This window comes from Candidatus Tenderia electrophaga (assembly GCA_001447805.1).
GTDB lineage: Bacteria > Pseudomonadota > Gammaproteobacteria > Tenderiales > Tenderiaceae > Tenderia > Tenderia electrophaga.
Genome location: CP013099.1, coordinates 2,797,539 through 2,810,119, shown reverse-complemented (window position 1 = coordinate 2,810,119; position 12,581 = coordinate 2,797,539). Strand labels below are relative to the sequence as shown.

General features: G+C 63.1%; 13 protein-coding genes. 2 read left to right on the top strand and 11 right to left on the bottom strand.

Translation table 11 applies throughout. The features are described from left to right. Positions 1–31: 31 nt before the first annotated feature. The 4 genes from Tel_12855 to Tel_12840 are packed head-to-tail and all read right to left on the bottom strand — an operon-like array spanning position 32 to position 2,603. Positions 32–1,024 carry a ribose-phosphate pyrophosphokinase gene (locus Tel_12855; protein ALP53954.1) on the bottom strand — a complete coding sequence of 331 codons (993 nt, stop codon included), beginning with the start codon at positions 1,022–1,024 and terminating at the stop codon, positions 32–34. Further along, positions 1,014–1,685, bottom strand: coding sequence for a hydrolase (locus Tel_12850; protein ALP53953.1), 672 nt, complete (start codon positions 1,683–1,685; stop codon positions 1,014–1,016). Before Tel_12850 ends, Tel_12855 begins: the two co-directional genes overlap by 11 nt. After that, positions 1,682–2,347, bottom strand: coding sequence for a hypothetical protein (locus tag Tel_12845; protein ID ALP53952.1), 666 nt, complete (start codon positions 2,345–2,347; stop codon positions 1,682–1,684). The genes Tel_12850 and Tel_12845 overlap by 4 nt, the downstream gene beginning before the upstream one ends. Positions 2,348–2,405: 58 nt before the next feature. Further along, positions 2,406–2,603 (bottom strand): hypothetical protein, encoded by a 198-nt coding sequence (locus Tel_12840; protein ID ALP53951.1) that lies wholly within the window; start codon positions 2,601–2,603, stop codon positions 2,406–2,408. 128 nt (positions 2,604–2,731) lie between these two features. Between Tel_12840 and Tel_12835 the strand changes: the two genes are divergently transcribed. Both Tel_12835 and Tel_12830 read left to right on the top strand, forming a co-directional pair. Next, on the top strand, positions 2,732–3,406 hold the full coding sequence (locus Tel_12835) for a nicotinamidase (protein ALP53950.1): 675 nt from the start codon (positions 2,732–2,734) through the stop codon (positions 3,404–3,406). A 26-nt stretch (positions 3,407–3,432) separates the two neighbouring features. After that, positions 3,433–4,749, top strand: a complete 1,317-nt coding sequence (locus Tel_12830) for an MFS transporter (protein ALP53949.1) — start codon at positions 3,433–3,435, stop codon at positions 4,747–4,749. Here the strand turns inward: Tel_12830 and Tel_12825 are convergent. The 7 genes from Tel_12825 to Tel_12795 form a co-directional block, all read right to left on the bottom strand. Then, positions 4,735–7,428: a hypothetical protein gene (locus tag Tel_12825; protein ID ALP53948.1), complete on the bottom strand. Its 2,694-nt coding sequence runs from the start codon at positions 7,426–7,428 to the stop codon at positions 4,735–4,737. The two genes, Tel_12830 and Tel_12825, sit on opposite strands and share 15 nt — an antisense overlap. A gap of 8 nt (positions 7,429–7,436) precedes the next feature. Further along, positions 7,437–7,814 (bottom strand): hypothetical protein, encoded by a 378-nt coding sequence (locus Tel_12820; GenBank protein ID ALP53947.1) that lies wholly within the window; start codon positions 7,812–7,814, stop codon positions 7,437–7,439. A 34-nt stretch (positions 7,815–7,848) separates the two neighbouring features. Next, positions 7,849–8,547, bottom strand: coding sequence for a hypothetical protein (locus Tel_12815; GenBank protein ID ALP53946.1), 699 nt, complete (start codon positions 8,545–8,547; stop codon positions 7,849–7,851). A gap of 103 nt (positions 8,548–8,650) precedes the next feature. Continuing rightward, complete coding sequence (locus Tel_12810) at positions 8,651–9,076, bottom strand: hypothetical protein (protein ALP53945.1); 426 nt, start codon at positions 9,074–9,076, stop codon at positions 8,651–8,653. A 66-nt stretch (positions 9,077–9,142) separates the two neighbouring features. Then, positions 9,143–9,730 carry a superoxide dismutase gene (locus Tel_12805; GenBank protein ALP53944.1) on the bottom strand — a complete coding sequence of 196 codons (588 nt, stop codon included), beginning with the start codon at positions 9,728–9,730 and terminating at the stop codon, positions 9,143–9,145. Positions 9,731–9,744: 14 nt separating this feature from the next. Next, positions 9,745–10,710, bottom strand: a complete 966-nt coding sequence (locus Tel_12800) for a hypothetical protein (GenBank protein ALP53943.1) — start codon at positions 10,708–10,710, stop codon at positions 9,745–9,747. Positions 10,711–10,775: 65 nt separating this feature from the next. Then, positions 10,776–12,530 carry a pyruvate oxidase gene (locus Tel_12795; GenBank protein ID ALP53942.1) on the bottom strand — a complete coding sequence of 585 codons (1,755 nt, stop codon included), beginning with the start codon at positions 12,528–12,530 and terminating at the stop codon, positions 10,776–10,778. Positions 12,531–12,581 lie beyond the last annotated feature (51 nt).

Sequence of the window (12,581 nt, the reverse complement as noted above, 5' to 3'; positions counted from 1 at the left end):
ACAGGCGCTCTGGCGCGGCCACAGCCCGTTTCTAGGCATTGTCCTCCACCAGCTCGACCAGGGAGGCGCCATTGTGGATGCGCCTGATGGCCTCGGCGAAGAGCGGGGCGGCGTCCAACACGGTCAACTTGTCTTGGATCGCCTTGGCCGTGAGGCGAAACGGCGGGATGGTATTGGTGATGACCAACTGATCCAATGCCGGCTCGGTCAGGGTTTGATCTGCGTCACCGACGAATAGGCCATGGCTGGCGGCGGCATGGACTTCGCGGGCGCCGGCCGCGCGGCAGGCGCGCGCGGCCCGCACCAGGGTGCTGCCGCTACTGATCAGGTCATCGACGATGATGGCCACCTTGTCGTGGATATCGCCCACCACCGCCTGACCGCTTATCTCGCCCGCGCTGCGGTATTTTTCCAGAAAGGCCATGTCGGCCTCGCGCGCCAGGCGTCGGGACAGCATCTGACGAAACGCCTCGGCCCGTTTGGCGCCGCCGACATCCGGTGAGACCACTACCACCGAACGCTCCGCCAGCCGTGGGGCGAAGTGGTCCACCCATAGCCGGCGCGCCTCGAGATGATCGCTGCGGCAGCGCAAGGCGTTTTGAAACGCGGCGGGATTGTGCACCTCCAGGGCGACTACCCGGTGCGTCCCCATGGACTCCAGCAGCTGGGCCAGATAGCGCGTGGTCACCGGGTCACGCGGCTTGGTCTTTCTGTCCTTACGCGCATAACAGAGGTAGGGCAGGACCGCACTCACCCGCGCGGCCGAGGCATCCTGCAAGGCGCCCAGGAAGAACAGCAGGCGGCAGAGCTTGTCGTTCACGCTGCGCTCAGGGTCGCTGTAGAGTGACTGGATCACGTAGACGTCGCGATTACGCACGTTTTCCAGCGACCGGATCTTGTGTTCGCCGTCCTCGAATTCACGCTCCTTGTGCTCGCCCAGGGACAGGCCCAGGGTGGCGGCAACCCGGTCGCCGAAGGCCCGGCTTTCGCTCAGGGCGAAGAGGAGGGGGTGCTCAGTGTTCATTCCGGACCAGGTAGCGCCGCAGCCAGTCCCGCGCCAGACCGGCCACCTCTTCCAACTTGCCCGGCTCTTCGAATAGATGAGTGGCCCCGGGCACGATGTGGAGGGTATGGGGCGCGACCAGCTGGTCCGCCGCCTGGGTATTCAATTCGATGACCTGTGGATCGTTGCCCCCGACGAGCAACAGGGTGGGGCTCTTAACCTGGGCCAGGGCGTCGGCGGCCAGATCGGGGCGTCCGCCCCGGGAGACCACCGCCCCGACCTGCTGGGGTCGTGCCGCGGCGGCATTCAAGGCCGCGGCGGCGCCGGTGCTGGCGCCGAACAGACCGATGTGCAGACCGTTCAGCTCCGCGTTGTGGCGGGTCCAGTCGATGGTGCCGATGAGGCGCTGGCTCAACAGTGGAATGTCGAAACGCAACTCCCGGGTGCGGTTGTCGATGCGCTCCTCGTCCTCGGTAAGCAGGTCAAATAACAAGGTGCCCAGTTGGGCCTGGTTCAGTACCTGCGCCACATAGCGATTGCGCCGGCTATGGCGGCTGCTGCCGCTGCCGTGGGCGAAGATGACCAGGCCGACGGCATCCGCGGGTACCGTCAAGTTGCCGCTGAGCTGGGCGTCCTCGGTCTGGATGATGACTTCCTCGGGGGTGATGTCGGGTCTGCTCATGTCGTTGCCTCGGTCTCTTTGTCCCACAGGCGTGCCAATTGTTGGCGTACCTCTGCATCGCTGAGCTGGGGGAAGTCGGCGTACCACCGGCCAATGGCTATGAACGGCTCCGGGGTCTCCAGACAAACTACTTCATCGGCCCCCTGTTCCATCTTGGCCACCGTCTCGGCGGGGGCGATGGGCACGGCCACCACCACGCGCGCCGGTTGTTGTTGGCGCAGGGCGGCAACGGCGGCGCGCATGGTGGCACCGGTGGCCACGCCGTCGTCCACCAGGATGACGCAGCGGCCATCGATGCGCGGCAACGGTCGGTCACCGCGGTAGGCCTGTTGGCGACGTTCCAGTTCACGTTGTTCCCGTTCGGCCACCGCGTCGATGGTCTGTTGGTCGATGGCCAGGGCGGAGACGATGTCCGGGTTCATCACCCGGGCTCCGCCGGTGGCGATGGCCCCCATGGCCAACTCCTGTTGTCCCGGCGTGCCCAACTTGCGCACCAGCATGAGGTCCAAGGGCGCCTGCAGCGCCTCGGCCACCTCGCAGGCGACAGGCACGCCGCCGCGCGGCAGGGCCAGTATCAGTACATCATCCCGCTGGGCGTAGTCGCCCAGGGCGTCGGCCAAGGCCTGGCCCGCCGTCTGCCGGTTTTCGATGGGTAGTCGCATGATGGGATCCTCCTGCTGCTCCAGTGACCATTATCAATGGCCTCTAGGATAAACCGTGTCACCCCGCTGTCATTGACGGATTTAAATCTTGGCGGCAGCCACTTGGGCAGCTCGTCAAACACCAGCAGGTCGACTTGCGTACCTTGTCATAGGCGGTGCGGCCCTTCTCCATGCCGTGGGCAATGGAGGCGAAGTTGTCGTCGGACAGGATCAGGGCGGCGGCGCGGCGTGCCACATCGGTGCCGCCTTGACCCATGGCCACGCCGATGTGAGCCGCCTTTCACGGCGAGACACGGTAGCGACCCGTTGCGCCGCTCGACATTGAGATATGTCAATGCAATCGACTCGGGGGCTCGACAGGATGTATCCTATTTGCATGGGTTTATGCAGCGCGCGCCTGTTCGCACCCAGGAGGTCCACATGGCATCGAAGCACCGTAGTGTTCTGCTGCTGATCGATATTCAGCCCGACTTCATGCCCGGTGGCGGCTTGGCGGTGGAGCAGGGCGATCAGATCGTGGCGCCGGTAAAGGTGCTGATGGAAAGCGGGCGTTTCGAATACTGTGTGGCCACCCAGGATTGGCATCCCGCTGACCACGTCTCCTTCGCCAGTCATCACCCGGATGCCCAGCCCATGGACAGTATTGATCTGTATGGTCATGCACAGACCTTGTGGCCGGATCATTGCGTGCAGGGGACGCGCGGCGCGCAACTGCACGAAGGCCTGGCCCTGAATCGCATCGAGGCCATTATCCGCAAAGGCACCGACCCCGCCGTGGACTCCTATAGCGGTTTTCGCAATAACTGGAACCCCGAGGGTAAGCGCCCCGCCACCGGTCTGGCGGGGTATCTGCATGAGCGTGGCATTGAGGACGTCTACGTGTGCGGACTGGCGCGCGATATCTGCGCCAAGTTCTCCGCCATCGATGCGGCCGATGCCGGTTTCAATACCTATTTCTTGTGGGATCTGACCCGCGCCGTGGACCCCAGCGTAGACGATGAGCTGCGCCAGGAACTCAGCGAGGCGAATGTCCGCATCATGAATTCGGATCAGATTTAGCTTCGCATCGCCGTATAATAAACGTCATGTCCAATGACGTCGAAAATACGCCCGCCATCGAGGCTCGCAGCCAGGGGCGTTTCAGTTGGGCCTTGTATGATTGGGCCAACAGTAGCTTCGCCGCCATTATCTCTACCTTTGTCTTCCCCGCCTATTTCGCCCGCCAAGTGGCGGAGAACGAGACGATCGGCACCACCCAATGGGGCAATACCGTCGGCATCGCCGGTGTGATCGTGGCGCTCAGTGCACCCTTATTGGGGGCCATCGCGGATCAAACCGGCAGGCGCAAGCCCTGGATCGGCGCATTCACCCTGCTGTGTGTCCTGGCCACTGCCGCCCTGTGGTGGGTGCAGCCGCACAACGAGTGGGTCTTGCCGGCCATGTTGCTGGCCGGCCTGGCCACTGTGGGGGCTGAGTTCGCCTTTGTCTTCTATAACGCCATGCTGCCCGCGCTCACCAGCGGCGCGCGCATGGGGCGCTGGTCCGGTTGGGCCTGGGGGCTGGGCTATGCCGGCGGGATTGCCTCTTTGTTGTTGGCCCTGTTCGGCCTGGTGCACGAATCGGCCTGGTTGGACCTGCCGCGCGACGAGGCCCAGCATGTGCGCGCCACCTTTGTGCTGGTGGCCCTGTGGTATGCCGTGTTCGCCGTGCCCATGCTCCTGTTCACCACCGACGCGCCAGCGCGTCAGATCCGGCTGCGCAGTGCGGTAACCGAGGGCCTGGGCCAGCTGCGCGACTCCCTGCGTCAGGTGCGTGACTATCGCCACATCCTGCGTTTCTTGATCGCCCGCATGATCTTCATCGACGGCCTGGCCACCCTGTTTGCCTTTGGCGGCGTCTATGCCGCCGGCACCTTCGGTCTGAATGAGACCCAGGTATTGATGTTCGGCATCGCCCTCAATGTCAGCGCCGGGTTGGGGGCGGTGGCCTTTGCCTGGGTGGATGACTGGCTGGGCAGCAAGCGCACTATCCTGGTCTCACTGATCGGTCTTATGATTCCCGGCACGCTGTTGCTCTGGGTAGAATCCACCTTGATGTTCTGGGGGCTGGGCGTGGCCCTGGGTATCTTCGTCGGCCCGGTGCAGGCCGCCTCACGCTCTTATTTGGGACACACGGCCCCGGCCCATCTGCGCAGTCAGATGTTCGGTCTGTTCGCCTTCTCGGGTAAGGCCACCGCCTTCATGGGGCCGTTGTTGGTGGGCTGGGTGACCGGCTGGTTCGACAGCCAGCGCGCCGGCATGAGCGTGATCATCGTGTTGCTGGCGGTGGGCTTTGTGCTGATGTTGACGGTGCCCGCAGCGCGACACGCCCCGGCCTCGGATAAGGCCTCAGCCCCGACCTGATTCGGCCAAACCCCGGGCCATATGTCGGTGCAGGGCGGCCACGATGCGCGCCGCCTCGTCCTCCCCTTCGCCTTGTTGCGCCAGCTGCTTGGGATCCAGGGCTGCGTCGAAGTGCACCTTGATCGACGTCAGGCGCGGCAGGCGTCGGCCCAGCGGCAGGGCCTTCTCGCTGCCGCGGATATAGACCGGGACCACGGGCACGGAGAAACGCTGCAACAGCATGCCGATGCCCCGTCGAAAATCCTGTAACTCGCCGCTGGGCGAGCGTCCGCCCTCCGGGAACCAGATCAGGCCCTGATCCCGTTCCAGCACCGCCGCGGCCAGGGCCAGGCTGCTGCGCACGCCCTGCTCCGGATCGATGGGGATGATCTGCACGATGCGGCTGCCCATGAGGGTCAGGGGGTTGCTAAAGGCCACCCCGGTCCAGCCGCCCCAATAGAGGGTATGCAGTCGCGCCGTGGGCAGGGCCGCGCCGACGGCGAAGGGGTCGAGATAACTGGCATGGTTGCAGGCCAGAATCATCGGCCCCTGCTCGGGCAGTTGCTCCCGGCCGTAGACGCGGAGCCGAAACAGGCCGCGCATCAGCAGCCGGTTAAGGCCATAGAGGGTACTGGCGCTGGCGCGCACCACCCCATGGCGGGGCTGCAGCCAACGGCGCTTTTTCTCATCCAGTACCCGTTCCGGGTGTTCAATCGGATCGGCCAGGGTGGCCGCGCCGCCGCGAGCGTCGATGAGTTCCTGCCACAGATCACGCACCGTCTCGATACGGCCGATGGCCTCATCACTGAGTTCCACCCCTGTCCGTTGGCCCAGCTCCAGGGTCAGGTTGAGCCATTCCAGTGAATCCACGCCCAGCTCCAGTTGCAGATGGCTGTCCGGGGTCAGGCCCCGTTTGGGATAGCGCTGCGCCAGCCACTCCCAGCTGCGCCGAACCGCCGGGTGTTCCAGCAGGTTGCGATCCTCGGCGGACATCTCCTCCAGCGCCAGGGGTTCGCGCTGCAGGGCCTGGTCGCCTTCGGCCTGGGCCTGTTCATAGCGTTGTTCCAGGGAGTGGCGCTGGATCTTGCCCAGGCGGGTGCGCGGCAGGGGCTTGGCGCTCAAGGCGAACTCGGCCAGGCGTTGATAGGAGGGGAGTTCAGCGGCGATGTGGCCGACGGCGTCGCGGATGCGCGCGCGCATATTGTCGCCGCCACCGGCGCTGGGCACGATCAGGGCCGCCAGCTGATTGTTGCGCTGCAGGATGCCCAGCTCCTTGATGGCCGGGTGCTCGGCATAGCGCGCCTCCAGCTCGTCGGGCTGAATATTCTCGCCCCCTTCGGTGACGATCAGGGTGGAGACCCGGCCGCTGACGTGCAGATAGCCGTCCGCATCCAGCCAGCCCAGGTCGCCGCTGCGAAACCAGCCATCGTCGCTGAGCACCGCCCGCGTCTTGTCGGGCTGGTTGCGATAGCCCGCGAAAATGTTCGGGCCCCGCGCCAGGATCTCACCCTCGCCGTCTTTGCTGCCCTCGGGGGCGGCCTGTGGATCGATGCGCAATTCCACCCCCGGTACCGCCTTGCCCACGGTGCCGGGACGGAGCTGACCGGGCGGGTCCACAGTGAGCAGCGGGGCGGTCTCGGTGAGGCCATAGCCCACCGCCACCTGCCAGCCCAGAGCCTCCAATTGCCAGGCCAGGCTCGGATCCAGGGCCGAGCCGCCGCTGGCCAGGACCCTCAATTGGCCGCCCATTTGGGCGTGCAGGGGGCGAAACAGGACGCGGCCCAGATAGACTCCCCAGCGTTTTCGCGCCACCAGGCTGAGATGCAACAGTCCCTGGAACAGGGCCCGGGCCATGCGCCCGCGTTGGGCCACGCGGGCGGTGATGCCGTCGAATAGGGAGCGATAGAGCCGCGGCACAGCGATGATGACCGTCGCATGGCCGTCCCGGATGGCGCGCATCAATTGCGGCCCGGTGAGGGCGTAGGGAATGACCAGGGTCAGGCCCAGGGATAGGGGGCCGAGCATGCCGATCACAAAGGGATAGACATGGTGCAGGGGCAGGGGCAATAGCACGCGGTCGCCGGGGTGGGTGATGTCTGTCCGGGCCAGGGTATCCAATTGAAAGGCCAGATTGGCGTGGCTTAGCGGCACTCCCTTGGGGGGACCCGTGGTGCCGGAGGTATAGAACAGGGCGGCGGGCGCAGCGCTGTCATTGGCGGGTAAGCTGCCATCCTTCTGCATCAGGCTGCGCCAGCTCACGCGCGCCTCTTCATCTTCTTCATCCAGCATGACCAGGTGGGCCTGGGGTGCCTGCCGCGTCAGCCGTTCGCGCTGGCGGGTGGTGGTGAAGATCCAGCGTACGCCGCTGTCCTCCAGCACGTGGGCCAGGGTATCGTCACCGAGCTGCACATCCAGGGGCATGACCACCGCACCGCTGCGCAGGATGGCCAAGGCGGCGATGATCCAGGCCGGTCCCTCGGACCCGAGCAGGGCCACCGCCTCACCCGGCTCCACCCGCCGTTGCACGCCCCGGGCCAGGGCCAGAACCTGTTCCCCGATCTGACCATAGGTGTGTCGTTGCGACTGCTGGGCCTGGAACTGCTGCAGCAAGGGGTGTTGACCCCGCTCAGTCAGAGCATCGATGAAACGGTCCAAGGACGAGCCGGTGGCCGGATCCTCCGCTGTCGTGGCGGCCGACACCTGATGCCCTAGTCCACTTTGAGTCCCGTTTCCAACCAGGCCAGGGCCCGGTCCCGTTCTTGATATTCGAAGTGACGCACCTCGGCGGAGACGAAGTAATCGGCCACCTTGGGGAGGATGGCCAGAAAGCCCTGGTCGCTGACCGCGGCCACCCGTTCCACCTTCTTTTCGTGATGGCGAATGAAACGGATGTGGGTCAGCATGCTGGCGAAGTCGTCCCAGCCGGGGAAGGACTCGGCGTCGATCAATATGCCGGTCAACTTGCCGTGTTCCTCGATATAGGGATCGACCAGTAGATTCAGACGTTCGAAATCGGCCTTCTCCAATGTGTCCACCGGCATTACCACGAGGATGCCCTTGTCTCGCAACAATTCTGCATTGATCATAAATTTGCCCTCCTTTGTCTACCGCATACTGGTTTCAGTGAACGGGGGGCCAGCGCCGGCGCGTCGAAGTGAGCGCGCAAGGGCGCAATGCGTTGGCCGGTAATCGTTGCGGGGGATTGCCGCCTACAGGCTTACCGGAACGCGGCTCGGCATTGCGTTCCGATATGGAGGCGCAGTTAGCGGTCCCGCCCGGCGGCTGCCCCGCGCGAGTGTCACTGCCTATGATGCGCAGACGATTAATGACATCGCGGCACCCTTGGATCCACCACATGACCAATTCCGCCAAGTGATACTGGCTGGCGCCGGTGACCTGTCCGGCCAAGCTTACCGTTCCCTCGAGGATGCGCGCATGGATTAAACCCTGCCCCTGAAAGCCCCGCGGGCGCAGTCGCTGGCTTCTCTCCGGGCTGCTGACGATGAGGTTGTAACGCTCGAATTCGGGTTCGCTAAGCAGGACCCGGGCCACTTTATTGCGTAACGCGCCGCTGTCCTGCTGGCTGGTCTTGATGTTCAGGCAATCGTCCACGTGTCGATGCTTTCCGGCCAACTGCCGCAGTTTAGTCAGTGCCATCCGCTTCGCTGCGATGTGGGCCACCGAGCCTTCCAGGATAAGGCATTGCCCGCCCTGCTTGACACGAAGTGCCACGCCGCGTAAGTCGACGCCGCTGTGTTGTCGCAATGATGCATGGAAGTCCTGTTGCCATTGGTGCGTGATGCCGCATACTCCGATCATGAGCGTTCTCTCTTAAATTCAATCAACGAAGTATCGCCCAGCTAAGCGGTGAATGCATTGCGATCGGTCAATGAGCCTTGCGGAAGCGCAGATGCCGCTATTTCTATTGCAACAGGGTGTGGGCCTGTTTCACCATTTGACTGGCATACCCCCATTCATTGTCATACCAACTCATGATCTTGACCAGATCACCGTCGACCACGCGCGTGCGCGTCAGATCAACGATAGAGGCGCGCGGATCCATGATGATGTCGGCGGAGACGATGGATTCCTCAGTGACCCCCAGCACCCCTTGATAGCGTTCACCTTGCGCCTCCGCGCGAAAGATGTCGTTGACCTCCTCGACGCTGGTGCTGCGTTCAGTGACGAAGGTGATGTCGGCGATGGAACCCACCACCACCGGCGCGCGAATGGCCAGACCGTCGAACTTGCCGCGATAGTTCGGCAAAACATCGATGGTGGCGCTGGCGGCCCCGGTGGAGGTGGCCCGGCCGATGCGGCCCAGGCCGTTGATGGCGACTTTAGTCATATACGCCTCCGTTTTTCCTTTAAATATTTACCGATCTGCCGCGTTGCTCGACCCGGCACAGGCCGGTCAATTGGCGCGATAGCGTTCCTCGGCGAAGCGTAGGTTGCACACCTGCCAGAACGCCTGCATATAGCGCGCCTTGTCGTTGCGATAATCGATGTAAAAGGCATGCTCCCAGACATCGCAGGTGAGCAGGGCAATGCGCCCGTGTTTTAATGGATTGTCGGCGTCTTTGGTGGCGAGTATGGAGACCACGCCGGCACCATCCTTCACCAACCATACCCATCCCACCCCGAACAAGTCGGTGGCGGCCTGGTTGAATTGCGCCTTGAATTGATCATAGGAACCAAAACTCGAGTCGATGGCCTCGGCCAAGGGATCTTCCGGTTGTTGTTCACCGTTAGGCGTGAGACAGCGCCAGTAAAAGTTGTGGTTCCAGACCTGGGCGGCGTTGTTGAAAATCGGACCGATGGGGGCCGTGGTGATAATCGTTTCCAAGGACTGCGCGGCGAACTCTGTGTCTTTGATCAGCCCATTGAGTTTGGATACATATTTTTGATGATGTTTGTCATGATGAAACTCGAGGGTCTCGGCGCTGAGATAGGGTTCCAGGCCGTTTTTGGGATAGGGTAGGGATGGCAGTTCAATGGGCATGGTGCTCGCCTCCTTTAAGGGTTGCCATGGATTTGAATGGCGGTGTCATCGTGCGACATCTGTTCATAGATGCGCTCCACATCTTGCACTCGGCATAATTCGGTACCGCGGGTGAGGACCGCCCCCGCGGCTGCGGCCACAGCGTAGCCAAGCGCCTCTTGCATAGCGTTACCCTGCGCCAGCTTCAGGACCAGCAGGGCGACGAAACTGTCTCCGGCGCCGACGGGGCTGACGCCTTTTATGGCAGGTGGGCGGACCCGTATCTGTTGTTGCGGTGTGGCCAGGATGGCGCCCGCCTCACCCAAGGTGACGATCAGGGTCTCCATATTGCCTTGTGCCAACATGGCCGCGACTTGCTCGCGCCGCTGCGTCTCGTCTTCGGCCAGGGGTTCTCCCGCCAGGTCGGCGAATTCCCGTTGATTGGGTTTAATCAAATAGATCCCTTCATCCAGAGCGGCGCGCAGCGGCGCCCCCGAGGTATCCAGGATCAAGCGCATGTCGTGTCGATGGGCGAGATGGGCCACTCGGGCGTAGAACGTTTCATCCACGCCCGGTGGCAGGCTGCCGCTGGCCACCAGATAACGGGGCCGCGGTTGCAGTCGCAGCAACTCCTTCAGGCAGCGTTCGGCCTCGGCCTCGCTCAGGGGCGCACCGGGCATGACGAAGTGGTATAGCTCATCGGGTTGTTTTACATGCACGACAAAGTTCTGGCGTGGCTGCGCCGTTACCGGTACGGCGTGGTACTGAACATTCTCCCGCTCAAGCAGGTGGGACAGTCTCTCGCCCACCTCGCCCCCGGCGGGGAATACCGCCCGGACCTCGCCGCCGAAGCGGCGTATGACTCGAGCAACATTGATGCCGCCGCCGCCCGGATGATCAGTGCGGCTTGGGCTGCGCAGTTTCTTGCCCGGCTGTAGCTGTTCCACCTCGGCGATCACATCCACGGCGGGGTTCATGGTCAGTGTGGCGATAGGTTTCATATTTATAATTTGAGTGCTGTGGTGACATTCACACGCTGCTGCGTGATCCATGTTAGGTAAAGGCGCTAGATCAATTCCCGCACCTTGTCCGAGAGGGCGGTAAGCGCGATCTTCTTGCGGTTGGGTTGGCCCTTGATCAGGGCTTGGGCGAAATGCTTAGCGTCTTTTAAGTCCACCGATGGCGGCAGCGGCGGTTCGTGGGGATCGACCAAGGCCTCAACTAAGACCGGCCCGTCGGTGGCAAAGGCCCGCTCCAATGTCGCGCCGCAAGCGGCCGGATCCTCGATGTGAAAGGCGCTCACGCCGAAGCCCTTTGCCACACTGACGAAATCGATGGGTTGCAATTCACAACCGTATTCAGGATTACCCAGAAAGACCATCTGTTCCCACTTGATCATGCCCAGGGAATTGTTTTTGATCACTACGATCTTGACATCCAGTTGGTATTTGACACAGGTCGCCAGCTCGGCCATCAGCATGGATAGACCGCCGTCACCGACAAAGGCGACGCTGGGGCGATCAGGGTGGGCAATCTTGGCGGCGATGGCGTAGGGCAGGCCGTTGGCCATGCTGGCCAGGGTGCCGGAAAGAGAGTGCATCTGGCCGCGTTTGACCGGGATCTGACGGGCAAACCAGGTGGTAATGGTGCCTGAGTCGCAGGAGACGATGGCGTTGTCCGGCAGGCGTCGGCCAAGTTCCCAAGCCACCACCTGCGGCTTCATGGGTGTGTCCCGGACAGTGCCGCGGTCGCGCATCAGCGCCTGCCAATCCTCCATTCCCTGTTGTGCCCGTTCAAGAAAATCGCGTTTCTCCTGGTATTCCAGGAGCGGTAACAGCTCTTGCAGGGTACGGGCGCTGTCGCCGATCAATCCCACCTCGACGGGATAGCGCAGCCCCAGGCGGGCCGGGTCCAGTTCAATCTGTACCGCCCGCGCCTGACCGGGGGCAGGATAATATTCGATATAGGGGAAACTGCTGCCGACAATCAGCAGGGTATCGCAGTTTTCCAAGGCCTGTTGTGAGGGGCGGCTGCCCAGCATGCCCACCGGGCCGGTGGTGTAAGGACTGTCGTCGGGGACGCATGCCTTGCCCAATAAGGCCTTGGCGATGGGGGCGCCGAGTCGCTCCGCCAGTTCCAGTAGCTCGTCGGTGGCGCCCAAGGCGCCGCGGCCGGCGAGGATGACGATGCGTTCTCCGCTGTTGAGGATCGCCGCCGCCTGTTCCAGATCTTGGCGCGTGGGCAGTCGGGCTGTGCGGGCGAATTCATCGGAGCTGTGATAGGGGATGTTGCGCTTGGATCCCTTGCGTTCAGCCGGCGCGCTTTGCAGATCCACCGGAAAGGTCAGATGGCTCACCCCTTGATAGGCCAACGCTGTGCGGCAGGCCACGTCCACCATGTTCTCCACATGGGCGGCGCCCATGATGCGGGCGTTGAACTTGGCCACATCCATAAACAGTTTGTCCAATTCCACGTCCTGCTGAGTGCTGGTACCGATCAGGTCATGAAATTGCAGACCCGTCAGGGCCAGTACCGGCTGCCCGTCCAGTTTGGCATCGTAGAGACCGTTGAGTAGATGAATGCCGCCGGGACCGGAGGTGGCCAGGCAGACCCCCAGTCGACCGCTGTACTTGGCATAGGCGCAGGCCATGAAGGCGGCCGCCTCTTCATGGCGTACCTGGATGAATTGTATACGTTGACTGCATTTGCGCAGCGCTTCCATGAGGCCGTTGATGCCGTCGCCGGGCATGCCGAATACCACCTCTACACCCCAATCCAGCAGGCGTTCCACCAAGATATCTGCTGCGCTCTGCTTGGCCATGGGAAAATCTCCGTCGGGAATGAAAAGGTGACGTCCTTATCCGTCGGGACG

Coding starts and splice junctions, on each gene's coding strand:
- Tel_12855 (ALP53954.1), bottom strand. CDS start 1,024: ATGAACACTGAGCACCCCCTCCTCTTCGCCCTGAGCGAAAGCCGGGCC.
- Tel_12850 (ALP53953.1), bottom strand. CDS start 1,685: ATGAGCAGACCCGACATCACCCCCGAGGAAGTCATCATCCAGACCGAG.
- Tel_12845 (ALP53952.1), bottom strand. CDS start 2,347: ATGCGACTACCCATCGAAAACCGGCAGACGGCGGGCCAGGCCTTGGCC.
- Tel_12840 (ALP53951.1), bottom strand. CDS start 2,603: ATGGGTCAAGGCGGCACCGATGTGGCACGCCGCGCCGCCGCCCTGATC.
- Tel_12835 (ALP53950.1), top strand. CDS start 2,732: ATGCAGCGCGCGCCTGTTCGCACCCAGGAGGTCCACATGGCATCGAAG.
- Tel_12830 (ALP53949.1), top strand. CDS start 3,433: ATGTCCAATGACGTCGAAAATACGCCCGCCATCGAGGCTCGCAGCCAG.
- Tel_12820 (ALP53947.1), bottom strand. CDS start 7,814: ATGATCAATGCAGAATTGTTGCGAGACAAGGGCATCCTCGTGGTAATG.
- Tel_12815 (ALP53946.1), bottom strand. CDS start 8,547: ATGATCGGAGTATGCGGCATCACGCACCAATGGCAACAGGACTTCCAT.
- Tel_12810 (ALP53945.1), bottom strand. CDS start 9,076: ATGACTAAAGTCGCCATCAACGGCCTGGGCCGCATCGGCCGGGCCACC.
- Tel_12805 (ALP53944.1), bottom strand. CDS start 9,730: ATGCCCATTGAACTGCCATCCCTACCCTATCCCAAAAACGGCCTGGAA.
- Tel_12800 (ALP53943.1), bottom strand. CDS start 10,710: ATGAAACCTATCGCCACACTGACCATGAACCCCGCCGTGGATGTGATC.
- Tel_12795 (ALP53942.1), bottom strand. CDS start 12,530: ATGGCCAAGCAGAGCGCAGCAGATATCTTGGTGGAACGCCTGCTGGAT.